Here is a 25,289-nt window from a genome sequence, read left to right as displayed (position 1 = left end):
AAAGGGATATATTTTATGACATGCAAATATTTTGGGCTTTGTGCCTCTTGTACACTTTATGATAAAAATTATGATGAACAACTAAACTACAAAATACAAAGAGAAAAAAATAGATTTTCAAATCTTACTGCTTTAGATTTTGATATTATAAAAAGTTCTGAAAGAAACTTCAGGAATCGTGTTGAATTTAGAGTTTGGTGGGAAAAAGATGAGCAAAATAATAAAGATATTTTATCTTACGCTATGAATGATTTTAATAAAGAGATTCTAAAAATAGACTCTTGCTCTATTGTAAGCTTAAATATAGCAAATCTTATGCCAAAACTTTTGGATGAACTTCAAAAATCTATGATTTTATCTTTTAGGCTTTTTTCTATTGAGTTTTTGGTTAGTTCAACTTCTGATATGCTTGTAACTTTGATTTATCACAAAAAACTTGAAGATGAGTGGATAAGTTTGGCAAAACAGATTGAGCAAAAATTCGGTATAAAAATTATTGGAAGAAGTAGAAAACAAAAAATAGTTTTAAGTAGTGATTTTATAAATGAGAGCTTAAATATAAATAATCAAGAGTTTAAATTTGCCTATGAAGAAAATGGTTTTACTCAACCAAATACAGATGTAAATGTACAGATGATTGAATGGGTCTTGAATAATATAGAAAAATCAAATAAAGATTTATGTGAGCTTTATTGTGGAGGTGGAAACTTCACAATTGCTCTTTCAAAAAAATTCAATAAAGTATTAGCAACAGAGATTTCAAAAACATCTATAAAATCAGCTCTTAGAAATTGTGCTTTAAACAATATAGAAAATATAGATTTTATAAGAATGAGCTCAGAAGAGTTCGTGGAAGCTTTAAATGAAGTTCGAGCTTTTAATAGACTAAAAAATATAGATTTAAAATCTTATGATTTTGATACTATTTTTATGGACCCACCAAGAAGTGGACTTGATGATACAACAAGAGCTTTAGCAAAAAATTTCGAAAATATAATATATATATCTTGCAACCCTGAAACTCTGCATAGAGATTTACAAGAACTTTTAAAAACTCATAAAATAGTAAGATTTGCCCTGTTTGATCAATTTGCATTTACTCAACATATAGAAAGTGGTGTGATTTTAAAAATAAAATCATAAAATATTCATTACTATATAAAATTTAAACTAATTTTAAGAAAAGTTATATAATACTTCGTTTATAAATTTAGGGTTGAATTCAATCCGAAGATAGTAAAAGAGATTTTGCAATCTATGCTAGGTAAAACTAGAAGGTTTTAGGCTTGGATATTTTTTAAATATTCATAAACTATTTTACAAATTCACAAAGGATTTATTATGAGAATTAATACAAACATATCTTCTCTAGGAGCTCAAGAAGCTGCTAAAATCACAAACAACAGTATTTCTAGTTCTTTAGAAAAACTTTCTACTGGTTTAAGAATCAACAAGGCTTCTGATGATGCTTCTGGTCTTGCAATTGCTGATAAACTTAGAACTCAAGTTACATCTATAAACCAAGGTATTTCAAATGGTAACTCAGCTATTGCTTTACTTCAAATTGCTGATAAATCTATGGCTGAGCAAGGAAAAATTCTAGACACTATAAAGTCTAAATTAATTCAAGCTAATACGGATACTACTTCATCAGTTGGTAGAGTTGCTATTGCAAAAGATGTTAATAAATTACTTGATCAATTAAATAATATTGCAAAACAAACAAACTACAATGGTACTGCTCTTTTACAAAAAGGTATGGGAAGTGCGGCAACTGATACTGTGAGTTCTGCTGGTTTAACATTCCAAATTGGGGAGAGCAATACAGATATAATTAGTACAAAATCTATTCAAGCAAATGTTACTGGTTATTCTTTAAATAGTTTAAAAGACAATGCATCTGCTGGAGCTACTGCTACAGTTTCTAGTGATGGTAAAACAGTAACTGCAAATGGATTTACAAGAACAATGGCTAGTGCTGCACAACTTCAAATTGATAATGCTATTACAAAGCTAAATGGATTTAGAGGGGATATAGGTTCTACTCAAAACCAAGTTGAAAGTGCGGTTAGAAATCTTATGACTCAATCTACAAATATAAAGGCGGCCGAGTCTATTATCCGTGATGTTGATTATGCTGAAGAGAGTGCAAACTTTAATAAGTTAAATATTATATCTCAAGCTGGGTCGTATGCGATTAGCCAATCAAATGCAACTCAACAAAATGTTCTAAGACTACTTCAATAATTAAATAGCTTTTAGTTCTCTTTTATTAAAAAAGTGGAGTTTTTCTCCACTTTTACTATTTTTAATTTTCATTTAAACTAATTTTATGAATTAGTTTGCAATAATTATGTAATTAAGTTTTATTTACACTGTGAAATAAATCAAAACTAAGGACAAACTTATGAAAATTAACACAAATATATCTTCTCTTACAGCCCAAGAAGCAGCAACGAATACGAATAGAAGTATATCTAGCTCTTTAGAAAGGCTTTCTACTGGTTTAAAAATCAATAAAGCTAGCGATGATGCTTCTGGTCTTGCAATTGCTGATAAACTTAGAACTCAAGTTACATCTTTAAATCAAGGTATTTCAAATGGTAACTCAGCTATTGCGTTACTTCAAATTGCTGATAAATCTATGGCTGAGCAATCAAAAATTCTAGATACGGTAAAAGCAAAACTAATACAGGCAAATACTGATACTACTTCTTCTATTGGTAGGGTTGCTATTGCAAAAGATGTTAATAAATTGCTTGATCAATTAAATAATATTGCAAAACAAACAAACTACAATGGTACTGCTCTTTTACAAAAAGGTATGGGAAGTGCAGCAACTGATACTGCTAGTTCTGATGGTTTAACATTCCAAATTGGAGAGAGCAATACAGATATAATTAGTACAAAATCTATTCAAGCGAATATTTCTGGTTATTCTTTAAATAGTTTAAAAACTGATGTATCAGCTGGAGCTACTGCTACAATATCTAGTGATGGTAAAACAGTAACTACAAATGGATTTACAAGAACAATGGCAAGTGCTTATATGAATAATGTAGATAGTGCTATTACAAAACTAAATGGCTATAGAGGTGATATAGGTTCTACTCAAAATCAAGTTGAAAGTGCAGTTAGAAATCTTATGACTCAAGCTACAAATATAAAAAATGCTGAATCAGTTATTAGAGATGTTGATTATGCTGAAGAAAGTGCAAACTTCAACAAGCTAAATATTATATCGCAAGCTGGATCTTATGCAATTAGCCAGTCAAATGCAGTATCTCAGAATGTGTTAAGGCTTTTACAATAAAACTGGAGACAATCCAGTTTTATTATCTTTATAAAACTCTTTTTAAGCAAATTACATAATCGTTTACTAAATTAGTTATTTGTTTAACAAAAATATCTTTTATCTTTTTTACTTTCTTTTCTTCATTTCTTACTTTAATATCGTTAAAATGATAAAATAGATATGGAATTACTATCTGAAAATGACCAACTATTATTTGAAAAAAACTTTTATACATGCTATCATTAATTATAAAAGTAATCTCTATTGTATCTTGAAAAAGTAGAGTAAACGTTTTATAATCCTTTTTTGAAATATCTTTTACTTTTTTTAAAACTTCATTTTCTAAAAAAATTATCTCATTTTCTATCTCTTTTTTAGATTCTTCAGATAACTCTTTTATAGAATATTTTGTTAGGTTAGACAAAAAAGTTTTACTTTCAAAGCCTACTATCTCTTTCAAAATTTCAGTATTTACTTCATTTTGTTTTATTGGAATTGTATTTTCAAAATATGCACCATGGAGAGACATATTATACACATTAACATCTTCTTCTTTTTTACTTAGCTTACCATTAGCAGATTGTATTGATGAAAAGAATAATGGAGTTGTGAATACAAAGTCACTATGATTTCCTTTTGTTTGTATTAGACTATCTATTTGACTAAAAGTATCCCTACTTTGTTCTTCATCTAAATTTAAACTAGATGTAATAGAATCAGATCCTTTTGCGTGGCTATCTCCTGTCTCTTGATTTAATGCTAAATCAAGCCCTATTAAGTAAATATTTTTAGCATTAAAATGAAGAAGTATATCTAAAGTTATTTCTCCTATACTATAACCACTAAAAGATATATTATCTTTATTAATAGATTTATATAACTCAAATAAAAATAGGTTTTCTTGATTAAATTTTTTTAGTACACCTTCATTTGTCATATTTCCAGATAAAATAATAGTATCTTTGCTTATTTTAGAAACACTTTCATCATCAAACTGCATAGTAGTTAAAAAATGCGATTCATCTAAAGATGTAATTATATCTATACGAATATTATTTGCTAACAATTTTTTATATGCTGCACCAATAGTTACTATAAAAAATTTATTTTGATTCTTTTTAATCCAATCTATGTTCTCATCTAAAGAAGGACCTGCTGCTAAATATAATATTGGAATATTTTTAAAAAAATTAAAGTCATTTTTTAGCTTATTAAAAAGCAAAATTTTATAACCATCTTTTACATATTTTGTAGATCTGTTTAAATGAACATACATTCTTCTATTGTAATCATAAGTTGTAGGATCTAGAGTAGTTAAAGTTTTTAAAATAGTATCTATATATTCACCTACATTTATGTTTGTTGTAGAAAACTTTAATATATAATTTTCTAAATTTCCAATATTTAAAAACCTCATTATTTTTTTCTCAAGATTATTAGTATCATCCATAATTGAGAAAATAACTCCATCATTTCCCGCTAATATTGTGTAATCTACAGTAAACAAAGATAGTCTAAAAATTTCTAAATTTCTTTCTAATACTAAATATATTTTTGCATCTATTTTTCTTGCAATTCTAGGGATATGCCTTCCTAAAAGTGTTCCCATAAATATAAATTTCTTTATATCTTTTAATCTTCTTTTTCGGTTTATCAAGAAATCATTTGTAATCTTCGAATATTCCCAAGTATCATTAAAAGTCATAGCAGATACAAAATCTGTATCTTCAAAATTAAATCTATCTTTCCTATCAACTTCTTCTTGAAATTCATATAAAAAATGCTTTGAGACATTTAAAATAGAACTTTTTTCATCAAAATCTACTTTTCTAATTAAATCATTATTAAATTTTTTTGGAGACTTATTATACAAATATTTATCATGTACAATATCATAAATATCAAAATCTCCATCTTGCATATTAAATTCTAAAGCATATCTTTCTCTATAAGTACCATTTTCAATCATTCTTGATAACTCATCTACCCTATGGTAAAGTTCATTGTCATACTCACTTAAGAATGCTAAATTTGCTAGAAATGTCGTTGTTAGTGCATTTTGTAGTTCTAATTGTGCTTCTTCCATTTTTTATCCTTTATATAAATACTTATTAATTTTTATAAACTAAACCCATCATCAACTATAATATTTTGACCATTTACATATTTACTCATATCACTTAATAAATAAACTAAGGTTCCTTTTAAATCACTATTTTCTAGCATTCCCTTATTTAAACACTTTTCTTTGTATTTTTCCAAAAAAGCTTCTGGTTGTTTATCTAATATTCCACCTGGGCTCAAAGAGTTTACTCTTATATTCATACACTTAAAATATTTTGCCATATACTTTGTTAAGTGTATAAGCCCTGATTTAATAGCTGCATACTCTACTGGCATTGTCATAGAAGTATTTTCATATACTTCAAATTTTGGAGCAACTACTCCATAAATTGAGCTAATATTTATAATGTTACCATAAGATTGCTTTTTAAAATACTTTGAAAAACATTGAGATGTTAAAAAGTATCCACCCAAGTTAAGACCTAGATTTTGTATGAAATCTTCATATTCAACATCAAAAAAATGTTTTCCATAATTTTTATTTCTAGGATATGCATTATTTACCAAAGCATCTATTTTTTTATATTTTTTATCTAGATAGTTTATACATTTATTTAAAGATTCTTTTGAAGTAATATCAAGTTTTATAAAATCTATATTTGTAGTATTTAACTCTTTTGACAAATTTTCTTTTACTTCTTGTCCAATTTGTTCATTTATATCAGCTATTATTGCAATACCTTTATTTTCAATAATTGCTTTTACAAACTCTTTCCCTATAAGTCCAGCTCCACCTGTTATTACTACAACCTTATCTTTAAGCATTTTTATTTTCCTTCATTAAAAAATCTACAAATTTAAAATCAAACTCTGTATCTATATCTATTGATCTCTCTTCTGGCATCACATATAATCCTGTTTTTTCTAAAAAAATAGATATTTCATTTAAAATAATATCTCTTTTCCATATATAAATCGATGCATTCATATCATAAGATTTTGGAGCATCTTGTCTTCTAATAATTTTGTTATCTAGTTTTTTTGATAAATACACCTTTCCATTTTCATCTTGCTCAACAAGATTAAAATATGGACTTCTCCTACTTGGCATTGCTGTGATTAAGTTATCATTGTTATTTTCTTTAAACTGATTAAATGAATCTATTATATCTTCTGTCAGCCTAAGTGGTGCTGTAGCATCTAAGTCTATCAAATAATCAAAAGTTTTATTATAATACTCTTCACTTCTTTTAAAAGCATCTCTTATCACATCAAGTTTACCTGCTGTATCACTTGCCATTTCAGAACTTCTTTTAAAAAACACTTCTGCCCCATACTGTTTTGCTACATTTGCTATATCATCACTATCTGTACTAATAACAATATGTTCAAAAAGTCCTGATGCTTTTGCTTGTTCGATTGTATAAGCAATAAGTGGTTTACCATGAAGTTCTTTGATGTTTTTATTTTTAACACCTTTACTTCCACCTCTTGCACAAATTGTGCATAAAACATTACTCATAGATTTTGCTCCTGTATAGTTGAAATAGTCTGCATCACTTCCAAAGCTTCTTTAAAAGTACAGATATTTTTTTGTTGATTAAAAATATCTAAATGCATTTGTTCAAACATATAATTTCTTTTTAGATTTAAAGAAGAAAATATCTCTTCAAATCCAGTTTTATCTTTCTTAATTAATTTATTTTCAATAAAATCTAATTCGTAAGTATATTCTAAAGTTTCTATTAGTAATTTTCTATGTGTTATTTTACTTATATAATCAATAGAAATATTTATAAAAATATCTTGATTAGTTTTTCCTATTAACATAGTTAAATCATCAGAATTTATCTCTAAATCTGAGATTTTTACTTGATAGCTTTGTAGTTCATTAATTTGTCCACACAACCATTGAACATAGTCTATCTCATGACTTAAATCTAAAAGTACTCCACCACCTTCTTCTTTTTTTGAACTATAGCATTTTCTATAATCTGTATCTACTCTCCAAGAAGGTAAGTATTGTCCACATTTAGCATTTAATAAAATAATCTTCTCATTTTTTACAAATTCTTTTAGTTTTTCTAGTAATGGATGAAATCTAAGAACATAACCAATAAATAATCTATTATTTTTTATTTCTAAATCTTGTTTTGATTCAAAAAGTGGTTTCTCACAAAAGATTAATTTATCTTTAACATTTTTTTCTAAAAAATTTAATTGTTCAAAATGTTTATTAGTTTTTGATGCTATTACAAAGTAATCATACTCTTCTATATTTTTTATAATTTCTAAATTTATATAGCAATTTTTATCTTCAATATTTTGTTTAGTGACTAAATCTATATTTTGAACTTCAGATAATTGAGATAAAACCTCATAATGTCTTTTTCCAATAGATCCAAAACCTATAATTAAAACTTTCAAATTTTAGTACCTAATTAAATAAATTTACTATTTTTTAATTTCCAATTACCATTGTTTTTTCTCTCAAAAATATCTTGGTTATAGTTATTATCTATAATTTCCCAAAACTCTTTTTCACTGTATCCAAAGAATTGACAAAATTCTCTTACACTTCTTGGATCTAAATCATGATCATGTTTTTTAACAAGTTGTATAGCTTCCTCTCTAGTAAGCATTCCATATCTTACCATTCTTGCACTATAATCTGTTGCACTTGCATGTCCAAATTTAGGGTATTTCATCCAAGAATGAACTAAATATGCAGGAGTATCAACTTGATCAAATTGTTCAACATGATGAGTTCTAATCCATTCATGAGTTAAATCATGAAAACCATGTTTTTTTGCAATTTGGTAGTTATCAAAACTACTCCATTCTAAAAAGTAACTAAGATATATTGGGTCTAGCTTATCAATATCTTTTTGATGTGGTGGTTCAAAAAAATTTAAACTCTTTTGCTCAATACCAATATCTAAAAGCTCTTTTGTTGGTATTCCACTTCCTACACCATTATTTATTTGATCTTTTGATGAATATGTTTCAATAGCTCCTGCTCCACCATATTCATAAGCAATATTTTCTCCATAAACTAGAAGGGGAGTATTAAATCTAACAGCCATATGAAGCGGATAAGTATAAATATATCTATCTATAAAATATGTTGGTTTACCATATTTTTCAAATGTATATTTTCCAATCTTTTTTTGAGCTTGAATATTTGGTTTCATAGATATTAAATCACAACCAAAAGCTTCAGAGATATTTTTTAAATTATGTACTCCTGCATTTGTCATAGGAAAATTATCTTCAACAGATACTAAAAGAGGATTCATACCCATTTTTTCTTTCATAATATATGTTTGAAAATGGCTATCTTTACCACCTGATACTGCTATCATACAGTCATAACCGTTTGGTCCATTCATACCTCTATATTTATTACAAAGAGATTCTAATTCTTGCCATCTTTTTTTATAATCAACATTTTTTCTATTTTCATAAGATTGACAAGCAGCACAAACTCCATTTTCATCAAACGTAATACCTGGTCTAGTACTTGGCATAACACACTTAACACAATATTTCATATTTAATTCTCCCTTTTATTTGATTTAAAAAACTTCACTATACTCATCATTAGCTTTTTTATACTCTTCAATTCTTCCAATATCAAGCCAATATTCATGAATAGGAAAAGATAAAATTTTTCTTTCTTTTTCTATCAACATATTAAAAAGCGTTGGCATATCAAAAAACTCATTTTTTGGAATAAATTCAAAGATATTTGGAGATAAAACATAAATTCCTGCATTTACAAAAAATTTTTTTACAGGTTTTTCAACTATTGAAATTATATTATCTTCATTTATTTCTACTACTCCATAAGGAATTGAATATTCATACTCTCTTACACACATAGTAGCATTTGCATTTGCAAAAGAGTGGAAATCTAATAAATTTGAAAAATTTACATCTGTCAATAAATCTCCATTCATTACAAAAAAAGGTTCATTTGGTTTATCTTTTAGAAGACTTAATGCTCCTGCTGTTCCCAACCTACTATTCTCTTCAATATAATCTATATTTACACCAAAATCACTTCCATCTTTGAAATAATTTTTTATAATATCACCTTTGTAGTTTAAACTAATTGTAATATTAACAAATCCATGACTTGCGAAATTTTTAATAATTGTTTCTAATATAGGCTTATTACCAACTTTTAACATAGGCTTTGGAGTATCTTCTGTAAGTGGTCTTAGTCTTGTTCCAAGTCCTCCAGCCATTAAAATAACTCTATTTCTCTTATTTGTAGTTTTAAGCAAAGTTGCTAAATTTACTATATCAACTAAAACATTATTTTCATCTACAATTGGAATTTGATAAATTTGATTTTTTATAGCTTTTTGTATTATTTTATCTTTTGGCTCAGTATTTAAAGATGTTATGGGGTTTTTAAAATATAAATCATTTATAGTATCATCTAAAGTATAATTTTTTAAAAGCCCCCTTCTTATATCACCATCTGTAAGAGTTCCTATTAATCTATCATTATCATCTACTACTAAAGCTATCTGAATAGCACCTTGGTTAATTATTTGTAATGCTTCTTTTATTGTTGAATTAATACCTATTTTTATATTTTCTATATTTTCCATTTTAACCCCTTAAATCATAAAAAGATTTTTTAAGTATATTTTTCAAATCTACACTTTTTAAAATTTCAACTATTTTTTTACTAGAACATCCATCACCATATGGATTTATTGTAGTTCTTAAAGTTTCTTGAAACTCTTTTGAATATAATCTATCAAATGCTTGTAAAATAGAACCTTTATTTGGTTCACAATCAATCAAGCTAGATGCTTTTATTCTTCCTTTTTGTCTATCCCCTATATTTATAGTTCCTATTTTAAAACTTGGTGCTTCTGCTAAGCCACTAGAACTATTTCCTACAACGGCATCTACATATTGTAAAGCACTTAAATATCTTAATTGTCCCAAAGATGTAAATCCAATAGATTTATGAGAGTTTTTAGTTACATACTCATCAATCATTTTATTTATAACTCTTCCATCTGTATCACTATTTGCTTTTGTAAATATAATATTTGTATCTTTAAGTTCATCTATTGCGTCTAGTAGCTCTTTAAACTGATTTTTAGCAGTAGATTTTTCTAAAGTAACTGGATGAAAAGTAACTAAGATATTTTTAATATTAAGGTTAAACTCTATTGATTTTTCAAACTCATCTTTAGATATAAGTTTAAGTCTTTTTATATTTTCAATTCCCATACCACCAACATTAAAAACTCTAGAAGGATCTTCACCTAGCTGAATTACTCTATTTTTATACTCTTGTGTTGCTGTAAAGTGAAGATGACTCATCTTTGTAATACTATGCCTTATTGATTCATCAAATGCTCCCTCAGTTGTCTCTCCACCATGAAGATGAGCTATAGGAATTCTTGCTATCATAGCAGCAGTTGTTGCACTAAATATCTCATATCTATCTCCAAGAACTATTAAAACATCTGGCTTTAACTCTTCATAAGCTTCACTAAAAGATATTTGAGCTAATCCCATAGATTTTGAAATACCTATAGCAGTATCACTAGATAAAAGCATCTCTATTTTTTTATTCACACTAAACTCTTTTTCTATCTCTTTGTATGTTAATCCAAACTCAGGACTTAAATGCATACCTGTAACTATTAGTTGAAGTTCAAGTTCCTTATCAGCTTCTATCTCTTTCATTAGCCAATAAAGTAATCCATATTCTGCTCTTGTTCCTGTTACTACACAAATCTTTCTTTTCATATTAACTCATCTTCTTTGTAGTCTTTGAGTGCAACACTTCCAACTATTTCATCCCATCTCATAGGATTTATTCCATTCCCTGGTCTTTTTATAGTAATATTTTCTTCACTTAAAATATCACCTTTTTTAATATCTGATTTTGCAACAATAGATTTTCTGGCTATTTGCATATTGGGTATTTCACTTTTTGATGGTTTTTTAACACTACTTCCCAAAGCTAACTCTATATTTCGTATTGCTTTTACCATAGCTTTTAGTTCATTTGGTTCTAAACTAGCTTTATGATCAGGTCCATCCATAGTACAATCGAGTGTAAAATGTTTTTCAATACAAGAAGCACCTAAAGCAACAGCAGCAATTGGAACTTCAATTCCTAAAGTATGGTCACTATATCCAAAAGCAATATCAAATGTATTTCCAATAGTAAGCATAGCTTTTAAATTTACATCTTCCATAGAAGTTGGATACATAGTGTTTGCATGTAAAACTGTGATATTCTCTTTTTTTATTCCTGCATTTATTAAGATATCCAAAGCATCTTCAATCTCTCCAATATCTGCCATTCCAGTTGAAAGTATCACTTTTTTATCTAATCTTCCAATATGTCTAAGATAGGGTAAATTTGTAATCTCACCACTTGGTATTTTAAATATTTCAAGTCCTAAACTATTTAAAAGTTCAATGCTATCATGATCAAATGGAGTTGATAAAAACATAATATTTTTTGATTTGCAGTAAGATATCAATTCTTTATGTGTATTCACATCTAGTTCAAGCTTTTTTATCATATCAAATTGAGACTCCGAATTATTAGTAGTTTGTTTTTGATAATCTGCTTTTTGTGCATTTTTTGAAACTAAATTTTCAGCTTTAAATGTTTGAAACTTCACTGCATCTACTTTTGCTTCAACCGCTACATCAATTAACTTCTTAGCTAATTCAATACTGCCATTATGATTAACACCAGCTTCTGCTATTATAAATACTTTATCCATTTTATCTTTCACTTTACTAGGCTCCCTGCTTTTACAAATCCAGCAATTTCTGTATATTGTTTTGAAGTAGCATTACTTCCAACAAAACTATTTTCTTTTACAATAACTCCACCATTTATAATACTTGCAGTTGAGATATGGCAGTTGTCTTCTATAATTGCATCATGTTCTATCAAAGCTTTTGTATTTATTATACAGTTTTTTCCAATCTTTGCATTTGCATTTACAAGTGCATGATGCATAATCACAGTTCCTTCATCTATAAATGAATGTTTTGAAACATAAGCTAGTGGTGAAATGATAGTTGGAAAATTAAATCCTATATTTATAAGTTTTTCAAATAGTTTTTTTCTTAACTCATTTGTTTTTATATATCCTATTGTAATAACTGCATTTTTACAAGTTCCAAAAATAGTTTTTAAATCATCATCACAAGCAATAATTTCATAATCTAAAACTTTTTTTCCAATATTATCTTTTGTATCAACAATACCAATAATCTCATATTTGTTTGTTTGTTCAATAACATCAATAACACTATGGCAATGCCCACCACCACCAATAAGAACTATCTTTTCTTTCATTACAAAATAACCGAACTAGGAATATTCACAACTCTTTGTTCTAAATATTTTGAATTTTTTAAATCATCTTTTTGACAATCTTTAAACATATCAAGTTCATTCATAAGTTTCCAAATAGGTCTTGTCATAACACCATTTTTATTTGTAAACTCTAAAAAATCATCTCTTTGTTTTATATCCTCGAGTAAAACAGCTTGAAGCCAATAGTTTGATTTACTATTTTTTGGTTCTTCTATAAACTTTATACTATTTAATGAAAAAAATTCTTTATATATTTTTGCTAACTCTCTTTTTGAAGCCAAAAATTTATTTAACTGTTCAAGCTGAGCTACAAGCAAAGCTGCATTTAAATTTGGAAGTCTATAGTTATATCCAATTTCACTATGAACATATTCATAAGGATGAGGAATTTTTGCTGTTGTTGTGATATGTTTAGCTCTTTTTGCTAAAGATTCATCATCTGTAACAATAACTCCACCACCACCACTTGTGATAATTTTATTACCATTAAAACTAAATGCACCTACTTTTCCAAAAGTTCCAGTATGTTTATATTTATAAAAACTTCCTAAACTCTCTGCTGCATCTTCTACTAAAGTTATACTCCAAGTATCACAGATATCTTTTATCTCATCAATTCTGCAAGGATGCCCAAAAGTATGCATAGGAACACAAGCTTTAATTTGTTTATTTGTAGTTTTATTTATACATTTATTATCTACAATTTCACAATTAGTTTCTAAAAAGTTTTTAAGTGATTTTGGGCTTAACCCCATTGTATCTAAATCAACATCTACAAAAATTGGTTTTGCTCCAATATAAGAAATTGCATTACAAGTAGCTATAAAAGTAAGTGGTTGAGTGATAACTTCATCATCTTTTTTTACATCAGCTAAAATAAGTGATATATGTAAAGCAGCTGTTCCGTTTACAGTAGCTATTGCATATTTTGCTCCAACAGATGCAGCAAACTCTTTTTCAAAACTATCTACATATTTTCCAACACTTGATACAAATGTAGAATCAATACAATCATTTAAATACTTCTTTTCATTACCAATAAATCTTGGCTCATGTAAAGGTATAAACTCATTTGTATTAAAAGTTTGTTTTATAAAATCAACTATTTTTTGCATTACATCTTCCCATCAAGATATTTACCTGTTTCTTTATGTCCAAAGTCTGGAATCATTTTAAAAAACTCTTTTACAATATCATCTTTACTCCATTGTAAATTTTGTTTATATTTTTTAATTGTAGTTTCAAACTCATTTAAGAGTTTTTCATCAAATATTGCTTCATTTTTTATAATTCCAAGATTTTGAAATCTATTCATATCTAATATTTCATTATCTGTAAAAAATTCTTCAAAATCTTTTTCACCAGTTGTATCACTGGCAGTGAATAAACAAGGCCATTTTCCTTTAATAGGTAAAGTATTAGCTAATTGCCTTGCTTCATCTTCATCTTTACATAAATATGGTTCATATCCTAAATTTTTAAGATATTTTACAGCAATATCTGCAAAAGTTATAAGGTGTAAATGTTCACTTAGTTTTGGGAAAAATATATCTCTATTTTCACCAAAAATACAAGACATCAAACAAAGTTCACCACTCTCTTGTGGAGTTACAAAATATCTTTTTATATCATTTGGAGCAACAAGCGGTTGATTTTTTTGAATTCTTTGATTAAATCCATGAAGTAAACTTCCATCACTAAAAGCTACATTTGCAAATCGAGCCATTGAAACATTAATTTGTTGCGATTTTCGCATGACAAACATCTCCATAATTCGTTTACTTGCACCCATCATATTTACTGGATTTGCAGCTTTATCTGTAGAGACACAAAAATATTTTTTAGTTCCATTTTCAATTGATTGTTGAAGTGTTTTATCTGTGTTAAAAACATTTGTTTCGATCATTCGCATAAGAGTAAATTGGTCTTTTTCACTTCGTACATGTTTAAGTGCTGATAGATTTAAAACATAATCATATTTTCCATCTGCTTTTATAAAAGCATCATATTCGCTACTTCCAATATCAAGTGCAAATGTTTGGAAATCTCCATTTATATATCCAAAGCTACTTCTTATATCTCGAACAAGTTCAACCATATTATTTTCAGAAATATCAACAACATGAAGCTTTTTCGGATTTCGTTTAAATATCTCTTTTGTAACAGCTTGACCAATACTTCCTGCTCCACCAATAACTAAAAAAGTTGAATTTGATACTATTTTTGAGAGATCTTTTTCATGAGTTTGTATATCTTCTTGAAAAAGTTCTTTGGTTCTGCCTATTAGTTCCAATATCTTAACTATTTTCAAATATACTCTCCTACAAAAGATTAATAATTTTTTATATTGTATTGTAGCACATACTTTATTTATAATATATACAAATATTGCTAAAATCTTACACAAAAACTTGAAAGAAAAAAATGGATAAACAAAAACAACTAGAAGAGTTACAACAAACTTTAGAACAAATATATCTTAAAAATATAGAGTTTTTCAAAAAAAATTATATAAATCTTTATGAAAAAATAGTTTTTATTGAGAAACAAAATATCCAAAACTACTCTTTAGAGTTTATAAATGATGAATTTAAGCTCATAGATTTAAAAACAAAAAAAGATTTATACAAAAGAGAGCCTTTTAGCGACTCTTTAGATAGAGTAAATAACTTTTCACTTTCAAATGCTTTCAATCTTATAAAAATGGAACAAGTAAAAAAGAAGAATCACTATGAAGGTGAGATAAATAGTTATATATATTTAAATGAATATATAAAAAAATTTGAAAATATAGAAATAAAAATAAATAAATTTATATTTCTAGGAACTTTGCTTGGAGTTCATCTAAATGATTTTCACAATAATTTAAATGCAAAAAGTTATTTAATAATCGAGCCAAATATTGAAATTTTTAGACTATCTTTGTTTTTGTGTGACTATGAATCTTTAAATAAAAATTCAAAACTATTTTTTGCTATAAGTGAAGATAGTTTTGGTTTAGAAAATATCACAAAAAAGTTTTTGGAAGATAAATATCAGCTAAATCATATTATTCATTTTGAATTATCAGGTGAAAATAACTCATATTTAATAGAAGAGTTACAAAATATTTTTATTCATAGTTCACAAATGCGTTATCCATTTAGTGATTTTATAATCAGTCTAAAAAGGGGTTATAAATACTTTTTTGAAGAAAAAAAAAGTATTATAGATTTATCACAAAATCAAAATTTATTTCAAAATAAAAAAGTTCTTTTTTTAGGTGCGGGGGTATCTTTGGCAAAAAATTTAGAGTGGCTTTATCTAAATCAAGAGAAATTTGTAATAGTAGCTTCAAGTGCAGTTTTAAAACACCTTATAATTTTAGAAATTATTCCAGATATTATTTTAGCTGTTGATGGTCAAAAAGAACCAATGATTGAGCAGTTTAATACTGATTCTAAAATGTATCAAGACTCTATAATTTTAGCTTCTATAAAACTTGATACAGAGCTATTCTTAAAACTAAAAGATACAAAAATATTTTTTATGCAAAATGCACTAGAGCTATTTTCTAACTATGGTTTTTTAAGTGGTGTTACTGTTGGAGATATTGGTATTGATATAATTGCTAGACTTGGAGCTAAAGAAATTTATCTTTTGGGAGTTGATGCGAGCATTGATAGTAAAAATGGTAAAACCCATATAGGAACTCATAAATCAAGTAGAAAACTAAATCTAAATGCAAAAAATAGTGGAGATTTTAGAGAAGATATTGTTTATGTCAAAGGAAATCTTGAAGAAGAAGTCCCTACTTTTAGAGAGTACTTAGATATGATAGATAGTGCACAAGAGATTATTTTAAAGCATAAAAACTATTTAAAAGTTTATACTCTAGGCTTTGGAGCATATTTTAAAGGAAGTACACCGTTAAAAATAGAAGAGATAAAAGATGATTTAGAAAAATTAAATAAGGAGCTTCTTACAAATGATTTTTTACAAAATCTTCAAAATATAAGCAAAAGAAATCTAGAAGATATTGATAAAAAAGATATTGAAAAAGAAAAAAAAGTGATTAAAAAATTAAATACCATAAAAATAGAAAATTTTCATAAAGATTTTAAAATGGTTTTTGAGAAACATCCAAACTCTATGATTTGTAATATTTTAGATAGATTTTTTAAACTTATATTGCCTTATAATAGTATTTTAAATAGTAATGAATCAAATAAGATTTTAGAACAACAGCTTTGTGAAGTTTTGAGTAGTTTTAATAGCATATTTGATAAAATTGACATCAAATCTAAAAAGGTAAGAAATGACTAGCCCTATACAACTTGATAAAACATACGGTGTTCTTCATACTGAAAACTATTTTTCATTTTTAGGTTTTGCAAAAAAAGTAGGAAGTGATGAAATACAAAAAATAGATGTGTACTTAGATAACAAACTAATTGACACAATTCTAGCAAATGAGTTTATACAAAAAATTGATGATATATATGATGTTGAAAACAAAGCTTTCATATATAATCTACCAACACAATATATAGGACAAAAAGCTATTATATCTTTTAAAAATAACGATTCTGGTGAAGAGCTTCTAAACTCTCCATATACTTTAATCGATAAAAATCATGAAGAATTTAATGAAGCTAGTTTTATGCATAGCTTAAGTGAACCTTTAAGTGAAGAATTAAAAAATATGTATAAATCAAATTGTGTAGGATTTTTAGCTACTAAAGAGAATTTGGAAGATGAAGAGTTTGTCGAATTTATAAATGAAATCATCAGAGATTTTCCTGAGTATGATTTCAAAGCTTTATATTTTGATAAAAATTCAATAAAAGAGATAAAAAATAAGTTTCAACATAACAATCTAAATTTTCTAGAACTAAAAAATGCAAAAGATATTTTTGAAAATTTGGAAGTATATTTAAGTAATTATGAAAAAACTTTTAAAGATAGATTTGAAATGCCTATTATGAATCTTTTAAGATATAAATCAAATGATATAGGATTATTACCTTTAGGTCTTAATAGAGATAAATATTTTACTTTAAGAGAATTTGAAAACCAAAACAAAATATACTTTCAAAAACTAATAGATAATCTTGATCATCTAGGTTTCAATAAAGATGATATAAATAAATATGGAAATAGTTTTAACGCAATAAGTTTTAAATCATATAGCCAAAAATATAGTATAGATATAGATTTTAATTTAGATGAAACTGTTAAGAAAGCTTATGTTTATTATCATTTAAAATTAGGTCATAAAAATCATAATTATTTTAAAAAAGTTATAAATAGAATAAAAAAATCTATAGAAGTACAAAAATGAATAAAAATAAAATACTACATGTGATGATTCTTGATAAATTTTTAGCTCCTTATATAGATTTTGTAGATGAGCATTTTGGCAGAGTTGATCACCACTATATATTTATTACAAGTGAAAAATATGATTATGGATTAACTCCTGAGCATAAAGTAGAGTTTTTGCATACAGATGATGATATATTTATAACTCTTTTAGAATATATGAAAATGGCAAAAAAAATCATACTACATGGACTTTGGAGGGATAAAGTAGATATTTTATTATATTTTAATCAAGACCTCCTAAAAAAATGTTATTGGGTCATGTGGGGAGGGGATTATTACTTCCCTGAAAAACAGTCTTGGATGAGACATAAAGTTATAAAAAATATTGGAAATTATATTTCAGCTACAATATCTGATATAGATTATATTAAAGAAAAATATAAGATTAAATCAACTAATATATTTTTCAGTCAATATTATCCAAATTGTATATCTGATTTTGAATATATTTCCAATTATACAAATAATAATAAAATTAAAATTCTAGTTGGAAATTCCGCTACAGATACTAATAGACATAAAGAAGTATTTAATATTCTAAAAAAGTATAAAGATACAAATATTGAAATAATTGTTCCTCTAAATTATGGAACTAAAGAATACAAGGATGAAGTAATAAAAGAAGGTAAATATATTTTCAAAGAAAAATTTAAACCCATTATAAATTTTCTTGAATTTAAATCATATAAAAAGATTTTATCAAATATTGATATAGCAATTTTTAATAATAATAGACAACAAGCTGGAGCTAATATTAAATTACTAATTGGTTATGGAAAAAAAGTATATATTGCAAAAGAAAATTCTTTTTATAAAGAGTTAAAATTTAATAATATAGAAATTTTTGATATTAAAAATTTTAATTTAGAAAAAATTGACCAAAAAAGTGCAAAAAAGAATAAAAAACTTGCTTTACAATATTATTCATTAAACTCTCTTATAAAATCATGGCAAGATATTTTTAATTCAAAATGAAAAAAATAGCAATTTTACAATCAAATTATATTCCATGGAAAGGATATTTTGATATGATAAATATTGTAGATGAATTTATTTTTTATGATGAAGTACAATATACAAAAAATGATTGGCGAAATAGAAATAAGATAAAGACATCTCAAGGTATTCAGTGGATAACTATTCCTGTAAGACAAGACAATCTAAATCAACTTATAAATGAAACAAAAATAAGTGATAAAACTTGGGGAAAAAAACATTGGAAAACATTAGTTCAAAACTACTCTAAAGCAAAATATTTTAAAGAGTACAAAGATATTTTTGAAGAGTTATATCTAAATTGCAATGAAGAGTATCTAAGTCAAATAAACTATAAATTTATATTTGCTATAAATAAAATTTTAGAAATAAATACAAAGTTAAGGTGGTCTAATGAATTTAAGTTAGTTGGTGGGAAAACAGAAAAAATAATAGGTATTTGTAAAAATTGTAATGCTGATATATATCTCAGTGGTCCTACTGCAAAAGATTATTTTAATATAGAACTAGCAAAAAAAGAAAATTTGAAAGTAGAATGGATGGATTATAGCAAATATAGTGAATATCCCCAACTTTTCGGAGATTTTGAACATAGAGTTACTATTTTAGATTTAATATTCAATACTGGACCTAAAATAAAACAATATTTAAAAAAAGGTATTTCATGAAATCAGTTGATATAGAAATTTCTTCAGTATGTAATTTAAAATGTATTAATTGTGCTTACAACAATACAAATAATCTAAATAAAAAATTTATGAAAATAGAAATTTTTAATAATATTTTAAAAAAAATTGAAAATATAGATAATGTAGTATATATTCATTTAGTTGGATTAGGAGAAGCTACATTACACCCGAAGTTTATTGATTTTTTTGAATTAATAAAAAAAATTAAAATAAAAGGTATTAATATTGGAATTACTACAAATGGTACAAATATTTCTAAATACCTAGCAGTGCTAAATCAGTTTGATACAATTACTATATCATTTGATTCAGCTACACCTGATACATTTGATAAGTGTAGACCAGGATATGATTTTTTTAAATTAATAGAAGATGTAAAAAAACTCTCTAATAAAAAAAAGCGTGTTTCATTTATAATAAACAATTATAACTTTCTAGAAATTGAAAAATTTATTGACTTAGCAAAAGAATTAAATGCAACTGATGTTTATTATGAATTTGCTAATGAACCATGGATTAAAGATAATATATTTTACAATCAATCAGATATTAAATTAAAAATTCATAAATTAAAAAGATCAACTAATTTAAATGTTATTTTAAAAGAGCCTCCTATTCATGGAGTATGTAATTATTTTGATAATGTTATAAAATTTAATCAAGATGGTACTACTTCAATCTGTCCTTTTATTAATAAAAAAATTTCATTTGAGGAAATGACCCTTTATAGAGAAAAAATAACTGAAAATATAAACAATATGCATTACAACGAATGTAAGAAATGCAATCATTTTTCAATTATTAATAATGGAATTAATAACTAATGTATGGTTTTCAAAAACACTTAAGTAGTGAATTTCCATCACAAATTATTGTAGATAGCACTCAGTTTTGTAATCTTGCATGTATACATTGTCCTCATCCAAGTTTTATCAAAACAGATGCTTATAGTGGTTCAAATTTAGACATAGAACTTCATAAAAAACTTATTGATGAAATAGCAACAGATGGATTAGGAATTTGTCAATATATAAGATATACAGCAAATGGAGAGACTCTTATTCACCCAAAATTTGATGAAATGATACAGTATGCAGGTAAATACAGTAAAACAAGAATAAATGTAACAACAAATGGTGTTTTACTTACAGATAAAAAATCTAAAAAACTTCTAGATGCAGGAGTAAATGTTTTTGATATTAGTTTGGATGCATATAGTAATGAAACTTATTCAAAAGTAAGAGTAAAAGGTGATTTAAGTAAAGTTAGACCAAATGTTTTAAACCTAATAAAATTAATAAAAGAAGGTGGTTATGATGCAAAACTTGTTGTAAGTTTTGTCGAACAACCATTAAATATACATGAAACAAAAAATTTTGAAGATTTTTGGAAAAATGCAGGAGCAGATTTTGTAGTAATAAGAAGACTTCACTCTGCTGGTGGTGCAAAAGATGGAATTAAATCTAAAATGGAAGAAGGCTTTAAAACTATAAAGAGAAAACCTTGCTTATATCCTTGGGAAAGATTAACAATTACCCCTGAGGGTGACTTATCTTATTGTCCAACAGATTGGATGAATAAGTCACATTTTATACACTTTTCAAAAACTACTATAAAAGAAGCTTGGCAAGGTGAATTTATGAATAGTTTAAGAGAGGCTCATTTATCAAATAATTATAAAGGATTTGATTTTTGTAAACAATGCCCCGATTGGATTCATACTAGATGGCCAGAAGAAGGTAGAGGATACTCTGATATGATGCAAGAACTTGTTCCCAGCGATCTTTTGTAAAGGAATAAAAAAATGATTAGATTTTCAAAAGCTTGTGTAGCAGGTAATGAATTGAAGTATATTAAGGAATCAATGGAAACTTTTAGCATAAGTGGTGATAATTTATTTACAAAAAAATGTCATAAATGGTTTGAAGAAAATCTTAGATGCAAAAAAGCTCTTTTAACCACTTCTTGTACTCATGCTCTTGAAATGGCTGCAATTTTACTAGATATAAAAGAAGGAGATGAAGTGATTATGCCTTCATATACTTTTGTATCTACTGCAAATGCTTTTGTTCTTCGATGTGCAAAAATAGTTTTTGTAGATATAAGACCTGATACTATGAATATAGATGAGACAAAAATTGAAAAAGCAATTACTTCTAAAACAAAAGTTATAGTTCCAGTTCATTATGCAGGAGTTGCTTGTGAGATGGATACAATTATCGATATAGCAAAAAGATACAATCTTTTTGTAGTAGAAGATGCAGCACAAGGTATGATGAGTACATATAAAGGTAAAGCTCTTGGGACTATTGGACATCTTGGAGCTTTTAGTTTTCATGAAACAAAAAACTATACAAGTGCTGGAGAAGGTGGACTACTTATCATAAATGATGAAAAGTTTAAAGAAAAAGCTGAAATCATAAGAGAAAAAGGTACAAATAGAAGTCTATTTTTTAGAGGTATGGTAGATAAATACTCTTGGGTAGATGTGGGTAGTAGCTATCTTATGAATGATGTAAGTGCAGCATATCTTTGGGGAAATCTTGAGAAAGCTGATGAGATAAATCAAAATAGATTAAATAGTTGGCAAAAATATTATGATGAATTAAAAGAGATTGAAAACAGAGGTTTTATAGAGCTTCCAAAAATTCCAAATGAATGTGTACAAAATGCTCATATGTTTTATATTAAAGTAAAAGATTTGGAAGAAAGAACAGCTTTATTAGATTATTTAAAAGAAAATAGAATTTATGCTGTATTTCATTATATACCGCTTCATAGTTCTGAAGCTGGATTAAAATTTAGTAAATTCGTTGGAAAAGATATTTATACGACAAAAGAGAGTGAAAAATTGATTAGATTACCTATGTATTATAAATTAGAAGATAAAGATATAAAACATATTATTAATATTATTTATAAATTTTTTGGAGTATAAATGCAAAAACCAAGTAAACTTCATAATAATAGAAAACCATACAATTGGCTTATATATGATAATGCTGACAAATGGCTTTTAGAGTACTCAAAACATTATAAAGGAATATTGGTTGATTTAGGTTGTGGCACTGCTCCATACAAAGATTTCTTTTTACAATATGCTAATGAATATATCGGTGTTGATTGGACAAATACTTTACATAACTCAAAAGCAGATATTATTTCTGATTTAAATAAGAAAATTGAATTAGAAAATGACTTTGCAGATACAATAATTTCACTTTCTGTGATGGAACATCTTTGTGAACCTCAAATATTTTTAAATGAAAGCTACAGAATCTTAAAAAAAGATGGAACTATAATTTTACAAGTTCCTTGGATGTGGTGGATTCATGAAGCACCTTATGATTATTTTAGATATACACCTTATGGTTTAAAATATATGTTTGAAAAAGCAGGATATAAAGATATTCATATTCAACCAACTACAGGATTTTTCACTATGTGGTTTTTAAAAATGAACTATTTTAGTTTAAGATGGATAAAAAGTTCAAATATAAGAAAAAAAATCACAAAAGCTTGTTTGATACCATTTTGGTATGCTGCACAAAAAGTCGCTCCTTGGCTTGATTCAAAACATAGAGGTTGGTCAAATGAAAGTGCTGGTTATTTTGTGATAGCTAAAAAATAAATTTAGGAGAAAAAATGTCAAGATATTGCCCAATATGTGAAACTTATCATGAAAAATTTAATTCTTTTGGATTAAAACCAAGGGAAGATGCCTTATGTCCAAATTGTGGTTCATTAGAAAGGCATAGATTAAGTTGGTTAGTAATAAAAGATAAAATTGTAAATAAAGATATCACAAATAAAAACTTATTGCATATAGCTCCTGAAAAAATATTTATGCAAAAATTTACAAATTTATTTAAAGAAAATTATTTAACAGCAGATTTATATGATAAAAATGCAAAAATCAACATGGATATTACAAATATAGAATATATAGAAGAATCTTTTGATTATATTTATTGTTCTCATGTACTTGAACATATTATAGATGATAAAAAGGCTATGAAAGAGTTAAACAGAGTATTAAAAAAAGATGGGTGGGCTATTTTATTAGTACCAATTATGACAAAAGGTCCTACAGAAGAAGACTTCTCAATAACAGATTCAAAAGAGAGAATTAAGCATTATGGGCACCCTGAACATGTAAGAAATTATGGATTTGATTATATAGATAGACTAACAGAAAGTGATTGGAAAGTTGAAGTTATTTATCCAGAAGATTTTTTAAATCCTGAAGAAATAGAATTTATGGGAATTACTAAAGCAGCTGGCGAAATTTACTTTTGTACAAAAAAACAATAATATGAAAATCGCAATAGCAGGTACTGGTTACGTAGGACTATCAAATGGACTATTACTAGCTCAACATAATGAAGTAATAGCTCTTGATATAATTCCACAAAAAGTAGAAATGATAAATAATAAAATATCTCCTATAGAAGATAAAGATATCAGTGTATATCTTCAAAAAGATACTTTAAATTTTAAAGCTACTTTAGATAAAAATGAAGCTTATAAAGATGCTGATTTTATAATAATAGCAACTCCAACAGATTATGATGCAGAAACTAACTATTTTAATACTAAAAGTGTTGAAGCTGTTATAAAAGATGTGCTAGAGATAAACCCAAATTCAACTATGATTATAAAAAGTACAGTTCCAGTTGGATATACAAAAAGTCTAAAAGAGAAATTCAATACTAATAATATAATCTTTTCACCTGAGTTTTTAAGAGAAGGAAAAGCTTTATATGATAATTTGTACCCAAGTAGAATAATTGTAGGTGAACAAAGTAAAAGAGCTGAACTTTTTGCTTCACTACTATCTGCTGGTGCTATTAAAAAAGATATTCCAATTTTATTTACAAACTCAACTGAAGCAGAAGCTATAAAACTATTTTCAAATACTTACCTTGCTATGAGAGTTGCATACTTTAATGAACTTGACTCTTATGCTCAAACACATAATCTTGATACTAAACAGATAATTGATGGTGTAGGTCTAGATCCTAGAATTGGAACACACTATAATAATCCAAGCTTTGGATATGGTGGATACTGCTTACCTAAAGATACAAAACAACTTTTAGCAAATTATAGTGAAGTACCAAGTAATTTAATAGAAGCTATTGTAAAATCAAATTCAACAAGAAAAGATTTTATAGCAGATAGTATTATAAAAAGAAATCCTAAGGTTGTAGGTATATATAGACTTGTAATGAAAAGTGGAAGTGATAATTTTAGAAGCTCTGCAATACAAGGAATAATGAAAAGAATAAAAGCAAAAGGTATAGAAGTAGTAATTTATGAACCAGTTCTAAAAGAAGATAGTTTTTTTAACTCAAGAGTTATTAAAAATATTGTTGAATTCAAAGCTATAAGTGATGTGATACTGGCAAATAGATTAAGTGACTCTATCATGGATGTAAAAGAAAAAGTCTATACTAGAGATATATTTAGAAATGATGATTAGGTAATA

24 protein-coding genes are annotated in these 25,289 nt (G+C 26.4%); 13 read left to right on the top strand and 11 right to left on the bottom strand.

What is annotated here, in order from left to right:
* Nucleotides 1–15 precede the first annotated feature (15 nt).
* From trmA to ACRYA_RS00800, 3 genes are all read left to right on the top strand, one after another.
* Entirely contained in the window at nt 16–1,143 is a 1,128-nt protein-coding gene (trmA, locus tag ACRYA_RS00810; RefSeq protein WP_105917113.1) for a tRNA (uridine(54)-C5)-methyltransferase TrmA, read from the top strand.
* 198 nt (nt 1,144–1,341) lie between these two features.
* Nucleotides 1,342–2,247, top strand: a complete 906-nt coding sequence (locus ACRYA_RS00805; RefSeq protein WP_105917111.1) for a flagellin N-terminal helical domain-containing protein — start codon at nt 1,342–1,344, stop codon at nt 2,245–2,247.
* A 160-nt stretch (nt 2,248–2,407) separates the two neighbouring features.
* The gene (locus tag ACRYA_RS00800) at nt 2,408–3,313 is read left to right on the top strand and encodes a flagellin N-terminal helical domain-containing protein (protein ID WP_105917110.1); all 906 of its coding nucleotides are present in this window, start codon (nt 2,408–2,410) and stop codon (nt 3,311–3,313) included.
* 28 nt (nt 3,314–3,341) lie between these two features.
* On the opposite strand, the gene ACRYA_RS00795 is transcribed toward ACRYA_RS00800, so the two are convergent.
* Genes ACRYA_RS00795 through ACRYA_RS00745 form a run of 11 tightly spaced genes read right to left on the bottom strand, consistent with a single transcriptional unit; the run spans nt 3,342 to nt 15,051 of the window.
* The gene (locus ACRYA_RS00795) at nt 3,342–5,381 is read right to left on the bottom strand and encodes a motility associated factor glycosyltransferase family protein (protein ID WP_105917109.1); all 2,040 of its coding nucleotides are present in this window, start codon (nt 5,379–5,381) and stop codon (nt 3,342–3,344) included.
* Nucleotides 5,382–5,413: 32 nt separating this feature from the next.
* Nucleotides 5,414–6,184 carry an oxidoreductase gene (locus ACRYA_RS00790; protein ID WP_105917107.1) on the bottom strand — a complete coding sequence of 257 codons (771 nt, stop codon included), beginning with the start codon at nt 6,182–6,184 and terminating at the stop codon, nt 5,414–5,416.
* Nucleotides 6,177–6,881 (bottom strand): acylneuraminate cytidylyltransferase family protein, encoded by a 705-nt coding sequence (locus ACRYA_RS00785; RefSeq protein WP_105917105.1) that lies wholly within the window; start codon nt 6,879–6,881, stop codon nt 6,177–6,179. The genes ACRYA_RS00790 and ACRYA_RS00785 overlap by 8 nt, the downstream gene beginning before the upstream one ends.
* On the bottom strand, nt 6,878–7,786 hold the full coding sequence (locus tag ACRYA_RS00780) for a Gfo/Idh/MocA family protein (RefSeq protein ID WP_105917103.1): 909 nt from the start codon (nt 7,784–7,786) through the stop codon (nt 6,878–6,880). The genes ACRYA_RS00785 and ACRYA_RS00780 overlap by 4 nt, the downstream gene beginning before the upstream one ends.
* 14 nt (nt 7,787–7,800) lie before the next feature.
* A complete protein-coding gene (locus ACRYA_RS00775; RefSeq protein ID WP_105917101.1) occupies nt 7,801–8,913 on the bottom strand; it encodes an N-acetyl sugar amidotransferase in 1,113 nt (370 codons plus the stop codon).
* A 24-nt stretch (nt 8,914–8,937) separates the two neighbouring features.
* Complete coding sequence (locus ACRYA_RS00770) at nt 8,938–9,984, bottom strand: nucleotidyltransferase family protein (protein WP_105917099.1); 1,047 nt, start codon at nt 9,982–9,984, stop codon at nt 8,938–8,940.
* A 1-nt stretch (nt 9,985) separates the two neighbouring features.
* Nucleotides 9,986–11,146, bottom strand: a complete 1,161-nt coding sequence (neuC, locus tag ACRYA_RS00765; RefSeq protein ID WP_105917098.1) for a UDP-N-acetylglucosamine 2-epimerase — start codon at nt 11,144–11,146, stop codon at nt 9,986–9,988.
* Complete coding sequence (gene neuB, locus ACRYA_RS00760) at nt 11,143–12,141, bottom strand: N-acetylneuraminate synthase (protein ID WP_105917171.1); 999 nt, start codon at nt 12,139–12,141, stop codon at nt 11,143–11,145. Before neuB ends, neuC begins: the two co-directional genes overlap by 4 nt.
* Nucleotides 12,142–12,149: 8 nt before the next feature.
* Nucleotides 12,150–12,725: a NeuD/PglB/VioB family sugar acetyltransferase gene (locus ACRYA_RS00755; RefSeq protein WP_105917096.1), complete on the bottom strand. Its 576-nt coding sequence runs from the start codon at nt 12,723–12,725 to the stop codon at nt 12,150–12,152.
* Entirely contained in the window at nt 12,725–13,861 is a 1,137-nt protein-coding gene (locus ACRYA_RS00750) for a LegC family aminotransferase (RefSeq protein WP_105917094.1), read from the bottom strand. Before ACRYA_RS00750 ends, ACRYA_RS00755 begins: the two co-directional genes overlap by 1 nt.
* Entirely contained in the window at nt 13,861–15,051 is a 1,191-nt protein-coding gene (locus ACRYA_RS00745; RefSeq protein ID WP_105917169.1) for a UDP-N-acetylglucosamine 4,6-dehydratase, read from the bottom strand. Before ACRYA_RS00745 ends, ACRYA_RS00750 begins: the two co-directional genes overlap by 1 nt.
* 119 nt (nt 15,052–15,170) lie before the next feature.
* Here ACRYA_RS00745 and ACRYA_RS00740 point away from each other — a divergent pair, with 119 nt between their 5' ends.
* From ACRYA_RS00740 to ACRYA_RS00695, 10 genes are read left to right on the top strand one after another with little or no spacing between them, the layout of a single operon-like run.
* A complete protein-coding gene (locus ACRYA_RS00740; protein WP_105917092.1) occupies nt 15,171–17,051 on the top strand; it encodes a 6-hydroxymethylpterin diphosphokinase MptE-like protein in 1,881 nt (626 codons plus the stop codon).
* On the top strand, nt 17,044–18,069 hold the full coding sequence (locus tag ACRYA_RS00735) for a hypothetical protein (protein WP_105917090.1): 1,026 nt from the start codon (nt 17,044–17,046) through the stop codon (nt 18,067–18,069). The genes ACRYA_RS00740 and ACRYA_RS00735 overlap by 8 nt, the downstream gene beginning before the upstream one ends.
* A complete protein-coding gene (locus tag ACRYA_RS00730; protein WP_105917089.1) occupies nt 18,066–19,088 on the top strand; it encodes a TDP-N-acetylfucosamine:lipid II N-acetylfucosaminyltransferase family protein in 1,023 nt (340 codons plus the stop codon). Before ACRYA_RS00735 ends, ACRYA_RS00730 begins: the two co-directional genes overlap by 4 nt.
* Before the next feature lie 53 nt (nt 19,089–19,141).
* Complete coding sequence (locus ACRYA_RS00725; protein WP_265936543.1) at nt 19,142–19,777, top strand: WbqC family protein; 636 nt, start codon at nt 19,142–19,144, stop codon at nt 19,775–19,777.
* Nucleotides 19,774–20,622, top strand: coding sequence for a radical SAM protein (locus ACRYA_RS00720; protein WP_105917085.1), 849 nt, complete (start codon nt 19,774–19,776; stop codon nt 20,620–20,622). Before ACRYA_RS00725 ends, ACRYA_RS00720 begins: the two co-directional genes overlap by 4 nt.
* The gene (locus ACRYA_RS00715) at nt 20,622–21,590 is read left to right on the top strand and encodes a radical SAM/SPASM domain-containing protein (RefSeq protein ID WP_105917084.1); all 969 of its coding nucleotides are present in this window, start codon (nt 20,622–20,624) and stop codon (nt 21,588–21,590) included. The genes ACRYA_RS00720 and ACRYA_RS00715 overlap by 1 nt, the downstream gene beginning before the upstream one ends.
* A 12-nt stretch (nt 21,591–21,602) precedes the next feature.
* Entirely contained in the window at nt 21,603–22,736 is a 1,134-nt protein-coding gene (gene rffA, locus ACRYA_RS00710) for a dTDP-4-amino-4,6-dideoxygalactose transaminase (RefSeq protein WP_105917082.1), read from the top strand.
* Entirely contained in the window at nt 22,737–23,429 is a 693-nt protein-coding gene (locus ACRYA_RS00705) for a class I SAM-dependent methyltransferase (protein WP_105917080.1), read from the top strand.
* Between the two features lie 14 nt (nt 23,430–23,443).
* Nucleotides 23,444–24,112, top strand: coding sequence for a class I SAM-dependent methyltransferase (locus ACRYA_RS00700; RefSeq protein ID WP_105917078.1), 669 nt, complete (start codon nt 23,444–23,446; stop codon nt 24,110–24,112).
* A gap of 1 nt (nt 24,113) precedes the next feature.
* Complete coding sequence (locus ACRYA_RS00695) at nt 24,114–25,283, top strand: nucleotide sugar dehydrogenase (protein ID WP_105917076.1); 1,170 nt, start codon at nt 24,114–24,116, stop codon at nt 25,281–25,283.
* Nucleotides 25,284–25,289 lie beyond the last annotated feature (6 nt).

The organism is Aliarcobacter cryaerophilus ATCC 43158 (assembly GCF_003660105.1).
GTDB lineage: Bacteria > Campylobacterota > Campylobacteria > Campylobacterales > Arcobacteraceae > Aliarcobacter > Aliarcobacter cryaerophilus.
The sequence above is the reverse complement of the archived record's forward strand: the minus strand, read 5'-3'. Positions and strand labels throughout refer to the sequence as shown.